This is a genomic window from Micromonospora vulcania (assembly GCF_042658605.1).
Lineage (GTDB): Bacteria > Actinomycetota > Actinomycetes > Mycobacteriales > Micromonosporaceae > Micromonospora > Micromonospora vulcania.
Genome location: NZ_JBHSQS010000006.1, coordinates 282,563 through 301,654, shown reverse-complemented (window position 1 = coordinate 301,654; position 19,092 = coordinate 282,563). Strand labels below are relative to the sequence as shown.

The following is a 19,092-nucleotide window of genomic DNA, read 5'->3' as shown; positions in this document are numbered from 1 at the left end:
GTCGGGCCGGTTCCGTCGTCGGCGCGGGACCCGTCGCCCGGTCGGGGGAGCGCGGGGTCAGGCGCGCCCGGCGGCGGTGAGCATGTCCAGCGAGACCTGCCACAGGCGCTCGGCCGCCGTGGGGTCGACCGCGTGGTCGGCGACGCCGTTCAGCGGTGTCTCGGAGCTGTGCCGCACGGCCTGGTTGCAGTCCTCGAAGTACCGGCCACCGACGCCCTCCAGCTGCGGCCAGGCCGCGAGCAGCACGGAGGTGGCCGCACCCTGCTCCGGGGTCTTGAAGTCGTACGACGGGAGCTGCGCGTAGTCCTCCTCGGTGAGGTGGCGTCCCAGGTTGGTGGTGACCGCGCCGGGGTTGGCCGCGTTGACGATGATGCCGTCGCCGGCCCAACGCCGGTTCGCCTCGACCGCGAACAGCGCGGTGGCCGTCTTCGACTCGCCGTACGCGAGCATCCGGTCGTACGGGCGTTCGCGGAAGTTGACGTCCTCGAAGACCATCGGCGCCGACACGTGGGCGATGGAGCTGAGCGACACCACACGGGCCCGGCCGGCCGCCGCGAGCGCCCGGTGCAACCCGGTGGCGAGCGCGAAGTGGCCGAGATGGTTGGTCGCGAACTGCAGCTCCCAGCCCTCCGGCGTCCGCGACTCGGGGGTCGCCGAGACCCCGGCGTTGTTGACCAGGATGTGCAGGGGGCCGTCCCAGGCGCGGACGAAGGCGGCAACCGAGCTCTGGTCGGACAGGTCCAGCGGGGCGACCTGGATCAGCGTGCTCGCGGTGGTGGCGTGGATGTCCTGCGCCACGTGCTCGCCGGCCGCCATGTCCCGTACCGCCAAGGTCACCTCGGCCCCCGCGGTGGCGAGCGCCCGGGCCGTCTCGACGCCGATGCCCGACGAGGCGCCGGTGACGATGGCGCGCTCTCCGGTGAGGTCGACACCGGCCACGGCGTCAGCGGCGGTGGATCGGGCATCGAAAGGCGTGCTGATGGGTGGTGCAGTCATGATCGGCTTCCTTCGCTGTGTGGTTGGTGCGTGGTCCGCACCGGTTCCCGAAACCATCGTGCGAGGCGGCCGGCGAAGCGCCCAACACACGCTTCCTGGCGTGGTTACAGTCTGTTCCTGTGACCACCCCTGAGCTGCGGCAACTGCGGTATTTCCTGGTCCTCGCGGAGGAGTTGAGCTTCACCCGGGCCGCCGCCCGCCTGATGATCGCCCAGCAGTCGCTGTCCCAGCAGATCACCGCCCTGGAACGCGTTCTGGGGGCGAAGCTGTTCGACCGGGACAGCCGCGGCACCAGGCTGACCGACGTCGGTGCCCTGTTCGTCCCCGAGGCCCGCGCGGTGACGGACCGCGCCGAGGAGGCCGTCGCCGTGGTGGACCGGGCCCGACGGGGCGAGGTCGGTGGCCTCAGCCTGGCCTTTCTGGCCACGGTCGCCAACCACCTGCTGCCCCCGGTCGCCCGGGCCGTGCGGGACCGGCTTCCCGGCCTCCGTCTGACCACCGAGTCCACCAGCATCGCGCCCCTGGTCCAGGGCGTCCTGGACGGGCGCTACGACGTCGGCTTCACCCGTACCCCGCTGGTCGCCGGCCTGGAGTCCAGGATCCTGGCGACCGAACCGGTGTGTGCCGTCCTGCCCGAGGGCCATCCGCTCGCCGAGCGGGCCGAGTTGGACCTCGCCGATCTGGCGGACGAACCGTGGGTCATGACCCCGCGCAGTTCCTGGGAGCCGTGGCACCGCGCCTACGACGACCTCTTTCGCGAGGCGGGCTTCGTGCCGAACATCGTCCAGGAGGAAGCCAGCGTGCAGAGTCTGCTCGGCCTGGTCGCCGCCGGCCTCGGCGTCACCCGGCTCGCCCGCTCGGCGCGCAGCCTGCGCCGTACCGGCGTGGTGTTCGTCCCGCTGGTCGGCGCCCGCACGAACACCGAGATGGTCTGGCTGCCCGGCAACACCGCACCCGCCCTGCGCCGGCTCGTGGACGTGGTCACCGAACTCGCGGCGGCAACCGACCTCACCGAGGCCGGTTGACCGTACGCCGCGACGCTGCCGACGCCCGAGCCGACCGACGGTGACCTCGCGCGGTCGCCGTGCGGCCTGTCACCTGGCGCGGGCGGACTCGGTGAGCCGGGGGGTCTGCCGCCGTACCAGCGCCGCGTACCGGCCGCCGAGCACCATCAACTCCTCGTGGTCGCCGCGCTCGATGATCTCGCCGTGGTGCAGCACCACGATCTGGTCCGCGTCGCTGACCGTACTGATCCGGTGCGCGATCACGATCCGCGTACAGCCCAGCGCCGACAGTTCGGCGGCGATCGCCGCCTCGGTCAACACGTCCATGTTGCTCGTCGCCTCGTCGAGCAACAGCACGCTGGTCCTGGCCAGCAGGGCCCGGGCGATCGCCAAACGCTGCCGCTGCCCACCGGAGAGGGCGCTGCCGCCCTCGCCCACGCTGGTGCTCAGCCCCAGCGGCATGCGCTCCAGATCCGGCAGGAACTGCACCTTGCGCAACGCTTCGCGCAGGTCGTCGTCGCTGACGTCACCCCGACCGAGGCTCAGATTGTCCCGGATCGAGCCGCCGAAGACGTACGGGAACTGGGTGACCACTCCGAACCGCTGGCGCAACGGCTCCAGGTCGTAGTCGTCGAGCGGATGCCCGTCCACCAGCACCGTCCCGGCGGTCGGCTGGAGCAGGCCGGTGAAGAGCCGCACCAGGGTGGTCTTCCCGGAACCCGTCGAGCCGACGATGGCCACCTTCGTGCCGGGTGCGATCCGGAGGTCGATGTCGTGCAGGACCAGCGGGGCGCTGCTGTCGTACCGGAAGTCGACCCCCCGCAGCTCGATCTCGCCATGCAGCTCATCCGGCTGGCGGGCCTGCGGGCGGGCGGGTTCGGGGGTTTCGTTCAGGACGTCGTAGATGCGCTCCAGGTGCGAGCCGATCGTCTGCAGATAGCGCAGTGCGCCCATCACCTGACCGATGGGCCTCAGCAGCAGGCCGGCGAGGACGTTCAGGCCGAGCATCGTGCCGAGCGACATCCGCCCGTCGACCACCTGGATGATGCCGAAGACGAGCAGCACCAGTGGCGCGGCGGCCTGGAACATGCCCATCGCGGACTCGTTGATCAGATCCAGCCGGCGGCGCTGGAACCCGGCCTGGACCGACTCGACGAACCGGTCGGACCACCGCCGCAGCGCCCAGTTGGCCAGCCCGGAGCTCTTCAGGAACTCCGCCCCGGCCAGAGCGTCGATCGCGCTGCTCTGCGCCTTGGCGTTGACGGACAACTCGCGCTGCGAACGCTCGTGCACCGCCCGGAGCGTGGTCAGCACGATGACGATCTGGGCGATCGTCAGGACCGCGACGACGGCCGCGTACGCCGGGCTCACCACCACCAGCAGCGCGGTGTAGACGAGGACGAAGAGGGTGTCCAGCACGATCGTGACGAGCTGTGAGGTGAGCATGTCGCGTACCGTCATGTTGCTGCTCAGGCGGGCCATCAGGTCACCCGTGCCGCGGGTCTGGAAGTACGTGTACGGCAGGCGCAACAGATGGCTCATGAAGCGCTCGCCCAACTCGGCGTCGAGCCGTCGTTGCAGCACCAGCAGCGCCAGCCCCCGGGACAGGGTGGCCAACGTCTGGGTCAGGACGTACGCGCCGACGCCGACGACGAAGAGCGACAGCGTGTCCGCGCCCTGGCCGATGAGGACGTCCACGCCGTACTTGGTCGCCCAGGCCGAGGCGAGCCCGAGCACCTGCATCAGGGCCGAGAGGATGGTGGCCAGCACGATGAAGAACGGGGCGAGCCGGACCACGTCGCGCAGAAACCGCAGCGCCAGATTGTCGCGCCGGGCCGGGCGTCGCCGCTGCATCGACTCCTGCGGCGTGAACTCCAGTATCGTGCCGGAGAAGCCGGCGAAGAAGTCCTCGTGCGTCAGCCACCGCCGACCATAGGCCGGGTCGACCAACCGTACGCGGCGCCGTCCGATCCTCTCCACCACCGCGAAGTGGTCCTTGCCCCAGTGTGCGATGGCCGGCAGCCGGACGGCGGCCAGCCCGGATTCGTCCACCCGCAGCCCTCGGGCGTGCAGCCCGTGGTCACGGGCGACCTCGGCGATCCGACGCGCGCTGGTGCCGTCGCGTCCCACCCCGAAGTGCGGGCGCAACTCCCGCACCGAGGTCGTCCGGCCCAGGGCGCCGAGCACCATCGCCAGACAGCTGGGGCCGCACTCGGTCGAGCTCATCTGCAGGATCACGGGTACGCGGGGCATGCTGCCTCCTCGGTGACGCCACGGTCGACGGTCGGGGCACCCGGCTCGCGTCCCGGCCGGGTCGCGGCCGGCGGTGGCGCGGTGGCCGGCGGTGGCGCGGTGGCCGGCGGTGGCGCGGTGGCCGGTGCCTCAAGCAGCAGCACGTTGGGCGTCAGATCGGGTCGGGCGGCGCGGAGCAGCCCGTAGCCGATGCCCGCGGTTCCCATCAGCAGTCCCGGCACGTGCACCCCGCGAGGTACGCCACAGAGTTCCTCCCCGGCGAGGACGGTCTCCGCGACGGCCCGCGCGGTGCGGCGGGCCAGCCCGAGGAGCGCCGCGTCGTCGGTGACCCGGCCGACGGTGAGCAGGGTCTCGGCCAGACCGAGATCCCCGTGGCACAGGCAGTCGTTGCCGATGCCGGTGAGCACGTCGTCGTCCAACAGGTCCCGGAGGACCGCGGCGATCGCGGCGTCGAGGTCGGCCCGTACCTCGGGGATGTCGACAGTTCCGACCATGCCCGCCCGGGCCATGCCGATGCCGGCCGCGCCGTGGCACCACGCGTTCATGAACGATCCCCGCGGTGTGCTCGTACGGTGATCGGGCCAGTTCCCGGCGACCGCGTCGTACTGGTGGTGCTCGTGCCGGACGGCCTGCGCGGCGGCGTCGAGGAAGCGCTGTTTCCCGGTGGCGCGGCCGATCTCGGCCAGCGCGTGGGCGATGCCGGAGGTGCCGTGCGAGTAGCCGAGCAGCGGTGAGCGCGCTTCGAGCACCGTCCGCCAGCCCAACCCGTGTTCGGTGGTCGTGGCCGCAGCGAGCAGGCGGTCGCCGGCCGCGTCAAGGGCCGCCAGCGTCCGGTCGCTCGGGTCGACCGTGTGCAGGGCGCGCAGCGCCAGGGCCGCGCCGGCCGTTCCGGTCACCACATCGAGGTGCCGGTCGTTCCCGAACCGCCGAACCAGCTCGGGTACGAGTCGGTGTGCCTGGGCCAGCATGGTTTGCGATCGCCACAGGGCGCCCAGGTGGGTCAGTGTGTGGACGTAGCCACCCACCTCGCTGAAGCCCCCGATGCCCAGCGCGTCCCGGTCCGCCTCCGGCCAGCCGAGCAGCGCGTCGACGTGCTCGCCGAGTGTCGCGGCGATCGCACGGGCCGTGGACCGGAACCTCGTCAGGTTGGTCTGTTCGCCGAGCTGGCCGAGGAACACCGCGATGCCGCAGAGCCCGCTGAAACTCTCGAACGTGGTGGGGACGACGCTCCAGTAGCGATCGGCCACCAGTGCGAGCGTGAGCCACAGCGGACGCTGGGCGGGATCACCGACCGCGGTGCCCAGGAGGTGGTCGCCGAGCCGGACGGCGGCCCGCTCGGCGAGGGCCTGGTCGATCTCCTCGGCCGGCAGGGCGCGCGTCCGTGGTCGCGGGTCACGCTGGCGGTCGCCGATCTGCAGGGACGCCAGGGACGCGGACACCGCCCAGGTCTGCCGCCGCAGATCGGCGGCGGAGAGCCCGGCGATCCGGTCGCGGACCAGCTCCAGCCCGGACGCGGGGAAGAAATCCGCTGCCACCACCCCGTGGTCGTCGTGCAGGTCCCGGGAGTCGGGCCGGGTCCAGAAGAAGGGAATGTCCCGCCGGGCGAGCTGTCGGATCTCGCTGGCGGCGACCGGACCGTCCGCCACCAGGTCCGGGTGGCGGGTCGCGAGGATCTCGAACAGGCACTCCCGGTCCAGCGCGTCACCCAACACGGCCGGGTGCCAGGACTCCTGCAGGATCCGGGCGTACGTCACGGTGGGCAGCACGATGAACCGGATCTCGTCGGTGGCGAACGCGGCCACCGGACCGCCCGGCGCCGCCAGCTCGTCGCGGTGTGCCAGCAGCAACTGGTAGCAGGACGTGAAACCTTCGATCAGGTCGTCGTGGTGCCGGGTCGGGTCCGCCGGGGTGCCGTTCAACCGGGGCAGGTTCTGGGCGGCCGGCATCTCCACCCGGTCCCGGGCCCGCCGCATCTCGTCCGTGCCGGTGCCATCCCAACGCGGCACCTTCATCGGGGTGAGGTCACCGGTGCCGCCGGCCAGCCCGGACAGCTCCATCGCCAGCACGTCGTCGCCCTCGTGCCGCATGATCCGCTGCGGCAGCAGGCCGATCGACAGCACGGACTCCTCGGCGAGCCGGAGCGCCTCGGCGGGCAGCGCCAGCGGTCTATCGCGGACGGTCGGCCGGGTCTGCTGGAAGGTCGCCTCGAGGTCGACGATGACCGGTTGCTCGCCGGCGGCGATGACGTTCTCGAGGTGGATGTCCGATGCGCGCAGCAGATACAGCAGGCCGAGGTAGGCGCCCTGCCGCCAGAAGAAGCGGCGCACCCCGTCCTCGTCGGCGCAGCCGTCGACGGGGACGAACTCCACCCAGCCGTACTGCGGGCGTTCGACGACGACCATGCGGCGCAACGGGTTGGCCAACCCCTTGTCGTTGAGCCAGTCGACGAGCGCGTAGAAGTGCGTCTCGACGGTCAGGGAACGCGGTTTGTAGACCACCTTGCCGCCGTCGACGAAGGTGAGGATCGCGACGCTGCGTCCGCCACGGTGGGTGTCGCCCGCGCCGGTCTGCAGATCGACAAGGTCGTTCAGCGAGGTGCAGGTCAGCCCGAACTCCGCGCGCAGCGCGGGCAGGTCCGCCAGCAGGCGGTCGGCCAGCTCCCGTCGTACGGCGACCCAGGACTCCACCTCGTCGACCAGTTCCCGGGCGAGGGTGGGATGCGCGGCGAGGATCGCCAGCGCGTACGCCGGTTCCTGGAGCTGCCGCACGAAGTCGGCGTACCGGGCCGTCGGGGTGTCCCCGGACAGGGCGCCCGCCGCACGGGCCCGCTGGAGGTGTACGGCGAGGACCGGGCTGATCATCGACAGATGTACGCCGTGGTGGGGCTGTAGCAGCGGATGGTGCAGCGGGATCTCGTCCTGGTGACCGACCTCGCGGGCACGTCGGTTCAGCTCCTCGTGCAGGCCCCGCTGGTACGCCGACAGCAGCGGGTGGACCAGCGCCAGGAGGCCTGCGGACGGACCGAACTCGGCGGTCGGACCGTCCCCGAAAGGGGGTCGTTCGGATGGGTCGACCGCCCAGGCCCGCGACATGCTGGTGAGCCAGGTGGGGGGTTCGGGCAGGCGGTCCCGGAGGCTGTCGGGCGACTCGCCCAGCAGCAACCGCAACTCGTCCTCGCTCAGGCCGGATCGGTGCCACCGGGAGAGGTCCGGCTCCAGGCCGCCGGTGACCGTCCGGTCGGTCCGCCAGGCGTCGAGCCGACGGGTGCCCCGGAGGTCGGCGTCGGTGGTTCTCGTCACCGGCGACCGCCGCCGTTCCTCCAGCGGCAGTGCCCTCCACCAGGCCGAGCTGTCCAGTACGTCGCCCCCGAGTTCGGTGCGATCGCTGCGTGCGATGTTGTGCGGGACCATCACGATCCTCCATTGCGGCGAGTCTCGGTGGTACGGAACCCGGGTGGGCGGCGACGCCGCGCGCCGCCGCCCACCCGGTTGGCGATCGTGCTGACGATCGCCGGTCACGTGCCTCAGCAGCAGCCCGTGCTCAAGATGCCGCAGGTGCCGCACGCGGTCCGCTGCGAACCGAAGAAGACGGTGGTCCACGTCGAGGTGGCACCGTTCAGGTCCTGCAGCTCCAGGTCGGTGAGGTCCATCTCGCCGATCGGGTCGTCGATGAAGTCCTGATGTTCGGTCATTCTCGTCACCTCCTCTCGTAAGCGAGTCGCCGATTCTGGCCGAGCCTGTACAGCCTTTCAGGACGGGGTCTATTAGCGGTGTCTTCATGGTCGACGCTCGACCAACCGCTGGTCGAGGCGCGGTCGAGTGACGCTGTTCCGTGTTGACAGGCGGATGCGTCGAGCCGAATGTGGAATTCGCGGCGGTGCCGGTTCCTGGCCGAGCCGAGATGTGTTTTCCGCCGCCTGACTCACACCGTCTATTGACGATTGGAGGAGACCATGAACACCACGACCAGGGCATGGAAGGACCCGGTTTTCCGGGCCACGCTCGAGGACGCCGAATTTGCTGCTCTGCCGGTCCACCCGGCCGGCGCGGTCGAGTTCGAGACGATCACGTTGGACGAGACCCGGGGTGCCGGCAGCGAGGCCAACATGACCGTTGGCTGCTGCAACACGATCCCCGCGACGTTCCGCACCTGCCTCACCTGTGCTCAGTGGACCTGTCGCACCTGCTGGGGCTGCTAGCAGAAACGGAGAGAATTCGATGAATACGATCATCAGAGCGTGGAAGGATCCCGCATTCCGCGTAACGCTCGACGACACCGGTCCCGCTCTCATGGAGGACAGCCCGGTGGGCGCCGTCGGCGGCATCGACGACGAGTTCACCGAAGTCGTCGGTGCGGATCGGGCGTTCACCTTCTACACCTGCTTCACCTGCCAGTGGGGCAGCCTCGGATGCGGTACGTCCGGCTGCACCTGGTGCGGTGCCCCGCACGGTGGCTGCTGACCGCCGCTGATCGGTGCGCAATTGATTTCCGCGCGACCGGGGTGGGCATCGTGGTGCTGATGCCCACCCCGGGCCGGAAATGCGAATGTCGATGACTGCTGGGCTGCGGCCCCCGGGCATTTCAGGCCCCACAACGAAGGCAGAGGCATGTTAGAGCAGATTCTCGATGCGCCGGAATGGTGGCGTGGCGTGACCCGGGACCAGCGGGGCGACGGCGCGCTGTCCCTCACCGACGAACAGCGGGACTATGGCCGCCGCCGGCAGGAGGCGTGGCGCGGCGGGTACATCCTGCGCGGACAGGAGATATCCCTGGACCGATGGAAGCGGCTCGGCCTGACCGAGGAGCGGATCCTCGGGCTGCTCGCCGAGCCGGCCGAGTCCATCGCCGGACGACTCCCCGACCGGCCACCCTGGCTGGAGGTGATCGGCGAGGCGTGGCGACGGTTCGGATCGGCCCGCCCGGAGGAGCTTCCCGGCTTCGACCGGATGGGGGAGGACGACCACGACCACGACGGCCAGCACCACGAGGCGGCCAACGAGGCCTTTCTGCACCTGATCGCGCCGCTGCTGGCGTGGGGTCAGGACGAGCTGGGCAACCGCGTCGCCGCGCTCTCGGCCCACCACGGGTACGGCGACCGCCTGCCGGCCGCCCATCCGCTGCTGCACCCACCGGTCGGCCGACTCATGCACATGATCATCTCGGTGATGATCCTGGAGGTGAACGTCGCCCGGATGGAGGGGCGGCTGTCGGGTACGACGCCGAGTGAGCGGATGGCCTCGTTCATCGAGCAGATCCGCGAACCGGACAACGCGCTGCGCGTCCTCGCCGAATACCCGGTGCTCGCCCGCGAGCTGGTGCTCTGCGTGCAGACCGCGGTGAACGTCCGTGCCGAGTTCGTCGCGCGTCTGCTCGTGGACCTGCCTGTTCTGCGGCGGACGTTCGGCGGGTCGTGGCAGGGGCTGGCGGACCTCGCGGAGGTCAGCTTCGGAGCCGGGGACACGCACCGCGGTGGCCGTACCGTGGCGATCCTCACCTTCACCGACGGCCGCAAGCTGGTCTACAAGCCGCGCAGCCTCGGCGTGGAGGTGCATTTCAACCAGTTGGTCGACTGGCTCAACACGAACGGGCTCCGGCACCAGCTCCGACCGCTGCGGGTCCTGGACCGTGGCGAGTACGGCTGGGTCGAGCACGTTGCCGTCGCGCCGTGTCAGGACGAGGAGCAGGTCGACCGGTTCTTCTGGCGACAGGGCAGCTACCTGGCCCTCTTCTACGCCCTCTGCGGCTCGGACATGCACCTGGAGAACGTCATCGCCTCGGGAGAGCATCCCGTTCTCGTCGACCTGGAGGCGATCTTCCAGGTCCGGCCCCGGGTCGACGTGGAGGAGGCCCTGCCACTGGTCCTCGGTGAGGCGCCGAGGGTCGTACGCGATTCGGTCCTGCGGGTCGGCCTGCTGCCGGAGCGGATGATCACCGCCGACGAGAGTGGCGTCTACGACGCGGAGGTCAGCGGCCTCGCCGGGGGTGGCGGCCAGCTCTCGCCGGGACGGATGCCCACCTACGTCGATAGTGGCACCGACGACGTACGGGTCGTGCGGGAGCGGCGCGAGATGCCGGAGACGGAGAACCGGGCGCGGCTCGACGGTCGACCGGTCCACGCACTGGCCTACGTCGAGACGCTCGCCGCCGGCTTCGAGGAGTGCTACCGGATCATCTCGACCCACCGGGACGAGTTGCTCGCCGACGACGGCCTGATCGCCAGCTTCCGCGACGACGAGGTGCGCTTCATCCCGCGCGCGACCATGACGTACGCCCGGGTGCAGAGCGAGTCGTGGCACCCGGACCTGCTCCGCGACTCGCTCGACCGCGAGATCTTCTTCGAGGTGCTCTCGTCCGGCTTCGTCGACCTGCCGGACCGGGAGTTGCTGCTGGCCAGCGAGCAGCGCCAGCTCGCGGACCAGGATGTCCCGTCGTTCCACACCACGCCCAGTTCCACCGACCTGTACGACGGGTACGGCGTGGTGACCCGCGACTTCCTGGAGAGCAGTGGGCTGGCGGCGGTGCGCGCGCGGATCGGCGACATGTCCGAGAAGGATCTACGCCGACAGCTCTGGTGCATCCGGGCGTCGATGTCGGGGCTGACCGTCGGCGCCCCGCGCCCCGAACTGGTCGAGTCCAAGGTGCTGCCCGACGCGCCGCTCGACGTCGACCTGGCGATGCGGGCCGCGCGGACGGTCGCCGACCAGTTGCTCGAAGCCGCTCTGGTGGTGGACGGAGAAGCGCCCTCCTGGCTCTCGGTGAACTTCGTTGGCGACCGTTTCTGGTCGGTCGGGCACGCGGGCATCGACCTGTACACCGGGGTACCCGGCGTCGCGCTGTTCCTGGCGCAGTTCGGTGCCCTGACCGGTGAGTCCCGGTTCCGTCGTCCCGCCGAACAGATCGCTCAGCAACTCGTCGACGTGACCGCGAAACTCGCCGTCAGCGCGGATCGCAGCGCCCAACTGCCGATCGGCGGGTTCGGCGAACTTGGTGGCCTGGTGTACGTGCTGAGCCGGCTCGGCGAGCTGTGGCAGGAGCCCGCGCTCCTGGACGCGGCCCGCCAGGCCATGGCCATGTGTCGGGTGCGCTTCGCCGACGACAAGGTCCTCGACGTCATCGGCGGCACCGCCGGCGCGGCGCTCGCGATCTCCGCTCTGCACCTCGCCGATCCGCACGACGAGACGCTCGACGCCCTGCGCGCCGCTGGTGCCCGGCTCGTCGACCAGGCGATCGAGGTACCCGGCGGCACCGCCTGGCAGACCGACTTCGAGCAGACGCAGCCGGTGCTCGGGTTCTCGCACGGTGCCAGCGGAATCGCGTACGCGCTGGCGCGCATCGCCGAGGTCACCGGCGACGGTCGCTGCACGGACCGTTGCGCCGAGGCGCTGCGCTTCGAGCGGCACCATCTGTCACCGGAGCGGCGGAACTGGCCCGACCTCCGTGAGATCAGCGGGCCGGGCGCGTTCATGGACGCGTGGTGCCACGGTGCCGCCGGCATCGGTATGGCTCGGGCCGCGCTGCTCGACTTCCCGGGCCTGGCGTCGTCGCACGGTCTTATTCGCGAGGATCTGGAGATCGCGGCCGGCCGGGTGCGGGACGACCTGGTCGTCGACGGCCGCTACGCGGGTACCGGCAACGACTCGATCTGCCACGGGGATCTCGGACTGGTGGAGACGTTGCTGGTGGCGGGCCCAGCGCTCGGGGAGCCGGAGTTCCCTCTGGTGGGCCGCCGGTGTGCCCGGGTGATCGCGGAGGAGGTCGTCGCCGGCCGCCCCCGGCCCGGAGTTCCGCAGAGCGTCTCCACTCCCGGCCTGCTGATGGGGCTCGCCGGCATCGGCTACGGCCTGCTGCGTACGGCGATGCCGCAGCGGGTCCCGAACGTCCTGCTGCTGGAGCCGGCCAGCCGGGGTGGCGAGCCGGATCCTCGGTCGTAGGACAGCCGGCGGGTCGCGCCCGCCCTCGGTGCCGGTCCGGTCGCCCGCTCGGGGTGACCGGACCGGCAGGGCCAGCCTCAGGCGAGGTTGCCCACGGGTGGCGTCTCCGGCCGCAGCAGGTCGGGATCGCCCCGCAGGATGGCCTGGTACATCTCCTGGGCCTCGACGCCGGCATTGAGGCCGAGTTCGTCGCGCAGGGTACGGCGCAGATCGTGGAACAGCGCGAGGGCGTCGGTCTGGCGGCCGGAACGGTACAGGGCCAGCATGAGCTGTACCCGCAGCCGCTCCCGCAGGGGGTGGGCCACGACGAGCGCCTCCATGGGTGGCACGAGCCAGGTGTGGTGGTCGCAGGCGAGTTCGGCCTCGATCCACGCCTCCATCGCCAGCAGCCGCACCTCCTCCAGCCGGGTGGCCTCGGCGTCTGCCGCGGGGACGTCCTCGATGTCGCCGAGTGCCGGGCCCCGCCAGAGGGCGAGGGCCCGTCGCAGGTGGTCGGCAGCGGCCTCGGGGGCCCCGGCGGCGAGCGCGCGGTGCCCCGCCGCGGTGAGGTCGGCGAAGCGGTCGGCGTCCAGCTCCTCCCGGCCGACGATGAGCTGATAGCCCGGCGGTCGCGTTGCCAGGTGCTGTCCTTCGGCGTCGCCCAGGGAACGTCGCACCTGGTAGACGTAGTGCTGGAGCAGTTTGCCCGCGGTCCGCGGCGGCGACTCGGACCAGAGTTGCCGCCGGAGGTCGTCCGCCGGTACGACCTGGTTGGGGTTCGCCAACAGCGCGGCCAGCAGCGCTCGGCACTTGGCCTGTCGCAGCGATGTCCACCGGCCGTCGTGGTAGACCTCGACCGGCCCGAGTATCCGGTACCGCATCGGCGGGCCGTCGTCGGGTGAGTCGTCCGAGGCGTAGCCGTTGGCGCGCAGCGTCCAGTTCAGAGCGTCGATGCCGTTGCTCGGCGGCACGATGACCGTCCCCTCATGATCGGTTCCCCATCCAGCATCATCGTGTGGCGGGTCGGCGGGCAACCGATCGTCTGTTCGGGACAGTTCGGGACGGGAACGGCCCTGTTCGGCCTGCTCCGGGCCTGTCGGGTACGCGGCGCCGTTGGCGCGGGTCCCCCGGCCGAACGGCGGGGGACCCGCGATGCCTACGCCCGTGGCCCGTAGGTCAGTCGGCGCAGGAGGATCTCGGCGGGACCGGCCTGCTGGCGCTTGTCGAGCAGGCGGGCGAGCAGGACGGTCGCCAGCCAGACGGTGACCGCGATGAGCAGACCGGTCACCGTGGGATCGCCGAAGCGGGTGCCGAGGGCGAGCGTGAAGGGGGCGAGGAGGACCAGCCAGGCCACCGACTGGAACAGGTATCCCGACAGGGAGCGCTGCCCCAGAGCGGAGAGCGAGAGCGGCACACCCTCCTAGGATGCTTTAGAGGGTGTGCCGCACGCCGCCGACCTACCTGCCGTCCGGGCCCGGCAGACGACCCCGCGTCGAGACGAAGTGGTACGACATGACGGCGAAACCGGGGTCGCGGACCAGCCTGCGGAAGGCGTTCAGCTGGTTGGCCGACAGGCCCGCCGCGAGCAGGTCCGGCTCCAGCTGGCGGGAGTTCGTCTCGTAGAGCGACGCCCCGGTCGAGCCGCCGGCCCAGCTCTGCGAGTGGGTGATGGTGTCGACGTCGGTGAGACCGGCGAGGGCCATCTCGGTGTGCACATCCTGAGCCCACCCCAGGTCGGCGCCGTGCTCCTGGAGCACGCCCATCATGGTGTCCAGCACCAGTGCGAAGAGCTTCGCGGCGTCGTCGGTCGGTGCGGTCAGCACCCGCGGTGTCGCGGTGCAGTCGAACTCCTCGACCACCAGCCACCCGCCGGGAGCCAGGGCCCCGACCAACGTGCGCAGGACCCGTCGCCGGTCGGGCAGGTGCAGCAGCAGCAGCCGGGCGTGGATCAGGTCGAACGCGTCCTGCGGCGGCGCCTCGGTGCGCACGTCGTGCTGGCGTACGTGCAGGTTGCCCTCCGCCACGAGGTGCGTGGGGTCGATGTCGGTGGCCAGCACGTGCCCGTCGTCGCCGACCGCTCGGGCGATCCGCCGGGCCATCGAGCCGCCACCGGCCCCGACCTCCCAGCAGCTCGCGCCGGCCTGCAGGACCGGGCGGGACAGTCGGCGCATGGTGATCGGGTCCAGAAAGGACTCCAACGCCTGCATCTGCGGGACGGCGTCCGGTGCGCCGTTGTCGAAGGTGTACGTGTCATCGCTGGTTGCGGCTGTCATCGGTGTCTACCTCTCCGAGGGGGGATCGGGTGACCTACGGGGTGTCGGCCCAGAGCCGAGGGTTTCCTCGCGTGCCCGGTGGCGTCGGGGCGGTGGCGATGCTCAACATCGCCGCCAGCGGGGCCGGGTCGATGCGGGCCTCGGCCGTCGGTCGGTCGTAGACCACCCGGCCGTACTCCAGTACCGCCACCCGGTCCGCGATCTCGATCGCGTGCTGGAGCTGCTGCTCGACGAGCAGCACGGTCAGCCCCTCGGCGGCCAGGACGCCGATGAGCTCGCGTACGCGCGCCGCCAGGTCGGGGGAGAGCCCCTCACACGGCTCGTCCAGCAGCAGTACCCGTGGCTGACCGAGCAGCGCGCGGGCTATCGCGAGCATCTGCTGCTCGCCACCGGAGAGTTCGCAGCCGCGGTGCCGCAGCCGTGCCGCCAGCCTTGGCAGCAGTTCGAGGATCCGGGCAACCGTCCAGCCCTCGCCGCCGGGGGTCGCGGCACGCCACGGTGCGGCCGCCAGGGCGAGGTGCTCGGCCACGGTCAGCCGGGAGAAGACCCGGCGGCCCTGCGGGACGAGGCCGACCCCGGACTGGGCGATGCGGTGCGGTTGTCGGCCGGCCACGTGCACGCCATCGATCTCGATCCGGCCACTGGAGGCGCGTACCAGGCCGGCGATCGTGTGCACGAGCGTGCTCTTGCCCGCTCCGTTGCGGCCCACCACGGCCTGGATGCTGCCCGGAAGCACCCGCAGGCTCACCTCGTGCAGCACGATCCCTCCGGCGTAGCCGGCGCTGAGCTGCTCCACACACAGCATCAGGCCACCCCGTCCGCGTAGGCCTGCCGTACCAGCGGCGAGGTGCGGATCTCGTCGGGCGTCCCGGCGGCCAGGGTCTGGCCGTCGCGCAGCACGGTGACCGTGTCGGAGAGGGCGTACACCAGGTCCAGCCGGTGTTCGACCAGCAGTACGGCGACCGCGCGGGGGAGCACCTGGAGCAGCTCGACCAGCCGGCCGACCTCGGTGGCGGACAACCCGGCTGCCGGCTCGTCGAGCAGCAGCAGGCGGGGGCGACCGGCAAGGGCCATCGCGATCTCCAACTGGCGTCGTTGCCCGTGTGCGAGGTGACCGGCGGGGACCGCCGCGACGTCGGTCAGGCCCATCTGCTCCAGCAGTGGGCCGGCGCGGTGCTGCGCGGCGCGTCGACTTCCGACGGGCCACCACCGGTGCCGCCGGATGACCCGGGGCAGCGCGGCGACCACGATGTTCTCGGTCGCGGTGAGTGTCGGGAAGACCGCGGGTCGTTGGTGTATCCGGTTGATGCCTCGGCGGGCCCGGGCGGCCGGGCCGAGCCGACTGACGTTGCGGCCGGCGAACCGCACCGTGCCGCGTTGTGGCTTGGTCGACCCGCCGATGACGTTGAGCAGGGTCGTCTTGCCGGCGCCGTTGGGGCCGATGAGGGCGTGCCGCTGGCCGTCGTGAATGCACAGGTCGACGCTGGTGAGCGCGGCGAGGGAGCCGTAGCGCACGCTGACATCCTGGGCGCTGAGCAGGCAGGTCATGCGCGTAGCTCCGATACCGGGGCGGGCTCTGGGGCGGGCGTGTCGTCCGGCCGGCTCGCGGGGGCGGCGGGTGGGCGCAGCCGGCCGCGTACGGCACGGGCCCGGGTGACGCCGGTGGGCAGCAGGTAGACCGTCGCTATGAACAGCGCGCCCAGCACCAGCGGCGCGTGGCCGGGCAGCACGCCGAACAGCCAGTCCCGCACGGCGATGACGAGCGCGGCGCCGACCAGTGCGCCGCCGACCGAGGCGGTGCCGCCGATGACGACACCGAGCAGCAGCAGGGCGGAGGTGTCGAAGCCGAAGTCGGCGGGCGAGATGTACTGCTGGGCGACGACCAGCACCGAGCCGGCGGCGCCGGCGATCGCCCCGGCGAGGATGTGGGCGCCGGACAGGTGCAGCGGCACCCGGTGCCCGCTGGCCCGCAGCCGCGTCTCGTCGTCCCGGCCGGCCCGCAGCAGCAGCCCGACCCGGGTACGCAGCACCAGCAGCACCGCGCCGACCAGCGTGGCCACGACGACCAGGGCGTACAGGTAACGTGCCTGGTCGTTGGCCAGCACCGGCAGGCCCCAGAACGGGCGGACCGGCGCGATGCCGGCCAGCCCGTCCGTGCCACCGGTCACCGAGCGCCAGCGGCCGAGGACGGTGACGACGAGTTCGCCGATGGCCAGGGTGATCATCAGGACGATCACTCCCCGGGCGTGGACGACGAGCGGCACGGTCAGCGCGGCCAGCACCGCTCCGGCGCACGCCGCGACGGCGAGTTGCACGACGCCGACGTCGGAGATCTGGCTGCCGAGCACGGCGCACGCGTAGGCGCCGGCCGCGTACGGTGCGGTCTGGCCGAGGGTGGGCATGCCGGCGACACCGGTGAGCAGTGCGACACTCACCCCGACCAGGCCCAGCGCCAGCGTCCGGGCGAGGATCGACGCGGTGTAGTCGTCGACGAACCAGGGCGCCACGACCAGGCCGGCCAGGACGAGTGCCGCGACCGCGCCTCGTAGCCGGCGGATCACCTCGCCCCTCATGCCGCCCTCCATTTGCTGGCCAGGCCGCGCGCCCGCAGGGCGAGCACGGCGGCCATGGCGGCGAACAGCAGGAACGGCGCGGCGGAGGGCAGCAGCGCCACACCGAGGGTCTGGATCTCCCCGATCGCGAGCGCGGCGAGCAGGGTGCCCACCATGGAACCGAGCCCGCCGAGGACGACGACCACCAGGGACAGCAGCAGCACGGTGTCGGCCGTGTCGGTGCCGGGGCCGATGATGGGTGCGCCCAGGACGCCCGCGGCGCCGGCCAGCGCCCCGGCGGCGGCGAGGACGCCGGCCCGGATGCGCGCGGGGCTGACGCCCATGCAGGCGACCATCTCGGCGTCGTCGACGGCGGCGCGGACCAGCATCCCGGCCCTGGTCCGCCGCACCGCGAGGTAGAGCCCGGCGGCGAGCGCGGCCGCGACCACGATGAAGACCAGCCGGTACGCGGCGTAGCGGTGGCCGGCGACGACGACCGAACCGTCCAGGGCGGCGGGGACCTGGACCTGCGGATCGTCGGGGCCGAAGCCGGCGACGAGCAGGCTGCCGCCGGCCAGGGCCACGCCGAATGTCAACAGCGCCTGGGTGAGATGGTTACCGGTGGCGACCGGTGTGAGCAGGCCGGCGAGCAGCACTCCCGCCGCGGCCGAGGCCAGCACCCCGACCGCCAGCGCCAACGCCAGGCTCGCCCAGCCGCCGTCGAGCAGGGCGGCCGCGGTGTATCCCCCGATGGCGTAGAGCGTGCCGTGCGCCAGGTTGAGGATGTTGGCGACGCCGAAACAGAAGACCAGGCCCGCTGCCGCGACGAAGACGAGCAGCCCGTAGGCGACTCCGTCCAGCGCCGGGATGATGTACGGGTCGATCCGGTTCGGGCCGGCCGCCACCGCGATCACCGGCCGACGGTCGCGAGGTCGCCCACGACGGTGTTGGACAGTGCCCGGCCGTCCTGGCGGACCTGCCGCAGGTACCACTTCTGCACCGGGGAGTGCGTGGCGGTGGAGAACTGCCAGGTGCCGCGCGGGCTGGCGATCTGACCGAGCTGACCGATGGCCGCGTTGATGGCCTCCGGGGTCGGGTCGCTACCGGCGGCGCCGATGGCCCGGTCCAGCACTGCTGCCGCGTCGAAGGAGGCCAGCGCGTACGTCGTCGGTGAGCCGTCGTGCTTGGCCTTCCAGGCCGCGACGAAGGCCCGGTTCTCGGCGTTGTCGAGGTCGGGCGAGTAGTTGAGCACCGAGTAGATGTCCCGGGCGGCCTCGCCCTGGGCGTTGAGGACGCCGCCCTCGGTGAGGAACCCGGCGGCGTACAGCGGGATGTCCTTGATCTCGGACTGCGCGTACTGCTTGACGAAGTCGACGGCGGCGCTGCCGGCGTAGAAGGTGTAGACCGCTGCCGCGCCGGAGGCCTTGATCCGGGCGAAGTAGGGGGTGAAGTTGGTGGTGGTCGGGAACGGGGTGAAGGTGGTCTTGCCGTCGGTGTTCGCGAGCTTCCCGCCGATCTTGGCGTACGCGTCGGTGAAGCCGCGCAGCTCGTCCCAGCCACCCTGGTAGTCCGGGCCGATCGCGTAGACGGAGCCCTTCACGTTGTCGCGGACGTGCTGGGCGATCGCGGCCCCGGGCTCGTCGGAGAGGTACGAGGTGTGCCAGACCCGGGACACGTCCTTGAGCTCGGGACGGCCGTTGGAACCGACGAGCGGCACCTTGGTCTCGTTGAGCAGGGGAGTGACCCCGGCGACCGAGCCGCCACCGACGATGCCGGTGAGCGCGGACACGCGGTCCTGCTTGAGCAGCTTGGTCGCCGCCGGCACCGCGGTCTGCGCGCCGTTGCCCTCGTCGGCGACGATGAGGTCGACCTTCCGGCCGCCGAGCTTGCCGTCGTGGGTGTCCAGGTAGAGCTCGAAGCCGCTGCGGATCTCCTTACCGACGGCCTCGTACGTGCCGGACAGCGATGCGAGCAGGCCGATCTTTATCGAGCCGCCGGCGCCCGTGCCGGCCTTGTCGTCGGCGCAGGCCGTGCTGGCGGTCAGCACGAGCGCGAGCAGCGTGGCGGCGAGGGCACGGCTGCGCCAAGGGGTGGTGAATGACAT

At 71.6% G+C, this 19,092-nt stretch carries 16 protein-coding genes; 4 read left to right on the top strand and 12 right to left on the bottom strand.

The window, feature by feature from the left end:
* Positions 1–57: 57 nt before the first annotated feature.
* Positions 58–996 (bottom strand): SDR family NAD(P)-dependent oxidoreductase, encoded by a 939-nt coding sequence (locus ACFQGL_RS12520; RefSeq protein WP_377510311.1) that lies wholly within the window; start codon positions 994–996, stop codon positions 58–60.
* Positions 997–1,115: 119 nt separating this feature from the next.
* On the opposite strand from ACFQGL_RS12520, the gene ACFQGL_RS12515 reads away from it, so the two are divergent.
* Entirely contained in the window at positions 1,116–2,021 is a 906-nt protein-coding gene (locus ACFQGL_RS12515) for a LysR family transcriptional regulator (RefSeq protein ID WP_377510308.1), read from the top strand.
* A gap of 69 nt (positions 2,022–2,090) precedes the next feature.
* Here the strand turns inward: ACFQGL_RS12515 and ACFQGL_RS12510 are convergent, their stop codons facing one another.
* From ACFQGL_RS12510 to ACFQGL_RS12500, 3 genes are all read right to left on the bottom strand, one after another.
* Positions 2,091–4,253 (bottom strand): peptidase domain-containing ABC transporter, encoded by a 2,163-nt coding sequence (locus ACFQGL_RS12510; protein WP_377510305.1) that lies wholly within the window; start codon positions 4,251–4,253, stop codon positions 2,091–2,093.
* Positions 4,235–7,663, bottom strand: a complete 3,429-nt coding sequence (locus tag ACFQGL_RS12505) for a type 2 lanthipeptide synthetase LanM family protein (RefSeq protein ID WP_377510302.1) — start codon at positions 7,661–7,663, stop codon at positions 4,235–4,237. Before ACFQGL_RS12505 ends, ACFQGL_RS12510 begins: the two co-directional genes overlap by 19 nt.
* Positions 7,664–7,776: 113 nt before the next feature.
* Complete coding sequence (locus ACFQGL_RS12500; protein WP_377510299.1) at positions 7,777–7,944, bottom strand: hypothetical protein; 168 nt, start codon at positions 7,942–7,944, stop codon at positions 7,777–7,779.
* Between the two features lie 261 nt (positions 7,945–8,205).
* Here ACFQGL_RS12500 and ACFQGL_RS12495 point away from each other — a divergent pair, with 261 nt between their 5' ends.
* The 3 genes from ACFQGL_RS12495 (at position 8,206) to ACFQGL_RS12485 (ending at position 12,184) form a co-directional block, all read left to right on the top strand.
* On the top strand, positions 8,206–8,451 hold the full coding sequence (locus ACFQGL_RS12495) for a mersacidin/lichenicidin family type 2 lantibiotic (RefSeq protein ID WP_377510296.1): 246 nt from the start codon (positions 8,206–8,208) through the stop codon (positions 8,449–8,451).
* A gap of 19 nt (positions 8,452–8,470) precedes the next feature.
* Positions 8,471–8,713: a mersacidin/lichenicidin family type 2 lantibiotic gene (locus ACFQGL_RS12490; protein WP_377510293.1), complete on the top strand. Its 243-nt coding sequence runs from the start codon at positions 8,471–8,473 to the stop codon at positions 8,711–8,713.
* 147 nt (positions 8,714–8,860) lie between these two features.
* The gene (locus ACFQGL_RS12485) at positions 8,861–12,184 is read left to right on the top strand and encodes a type 2 lanthipeptide synthetase LanM family protein (RefSeq protein WP_377510290.1); all 3,324 of its coding nucleotides are present in this window, start codon (positions 8,861–8,863) and stop codon (positions 12,182–12,184) included.
* 77 nt (positions 12,185–12,261) lie between these two features.
* Here ACFQGL_RS12485 and ACFQGL_RS12480 read toward each other — a convergent pair whose 3' ends face one another.
* From ACFQGL_RS12480 to ACFQGL_RS12445, 8 genes are all read right to left on the bottom strand, one after another.
* Positions 12,262–13,134 (bottom strand): AfsR/SARP family transcriptional regulator, encoded by an 873-nt coding sequence (locus ACFQGL_RS12480; protein WP_377510287.1) that lies wholly within the window; start codon positions 13,132–13,134, stop codon positions 12,262–12,264.
* A 185-nt stretch (positions 13,135–13,319) separates the two neighbouring features.
* Complete coding sequence (locus tag ACFQGL_RS12475) at positions 13,320–13,577, bottom strand: DUF418 domain-containing protein (RefSeq protein ID WP_377510284.1); 258 nt, start codon at positions 13,575–13,577, stop codon at positions 13,320–13,322.
* A gap of 43 nt (positions 13,578–13,620) precedes the next feature.
* Positions 13,621–14,436: a class I SAM-dependent methyltransferase gene (locus ACFQGL_RS12470; protein ID WP_377510281.1), complete on the bottom strand. Its 816-nt coding sequence runs from the start codon at positions 14,434–14,436 to the stop codon at positions 13,621–13,623.
* 34 nt (positions 14,437–14,470) lie between these two features.
* A complete protein-coding gene (locus ACFQGL_RS12465) occupies positions 14,471–15,241 on the bottom strand; it encodes an ABC transporter ATP-binding protein (protein WP_377510278.1) in 771 nt (256 codons plus the stop codon).
* Positions 15,241–15,984 carry an ABC transporter ATP-binding protein gene (locus ACFQGL_RS12460; RefSeq protein ID WP_377510276.1) on the bottom strand — a complete coding sequence of 248 codons (744 nt, stop codon included), beginning with the start codon at positions 15,982–15,984 and terminating at the stop codon, positions 15,241–15,243. The genes ACFQGL_RS12465 and ACFQGL_RS12460 overlap by 1 nt, the downstream gene beginning before the upstream one ends.
* Positions 15,981–17,009, bottom strand: a complete 1,029-nt coding sequence (locus ACFQGL_RS12455) for a branched-chain amino acid ABC transporter permease (RefSeq protein WP_377510273.1) — start codon at positions 17,007–17,009, stop codon at positions 15,981–15,983. The genes ACFQGL_RS12460 and ACFQGL_RS12455 overlap by 4 nt, the downstream gene beginning before the upstream one ends.
* On the bottom strand, positions 17,006–17,902 hold the full coding sequence (locus ACFQGL_RS12450) for a branched-chain amino acid ABC transporter permease (protein WP_377510270.1): 897 nt from the start codon (positions 17,900–17,902) through the stop codon (positions 17,006–17,008). The genes ACFQGL_RS12455 and ACFQGL_RS12450 overlap by 4 nt, the downstream gene beginning before the upstream one ends.
* Positions 17,899–19,092: an ABC transporter substrate-binding protein gene (locus ACFQGL_RS12445; protein WP_377510267.1), complete on the bottom strand. Its 1,194-nt coding sequence runs from the start codon at positions 19,090–19,092 to the stop codon at positions 17,899–17,901. The genes ACFQGL_RS12450 and ACFQGL_RS12445 overlap by 4 nt, the downstream gene beginning before the upstream one ends.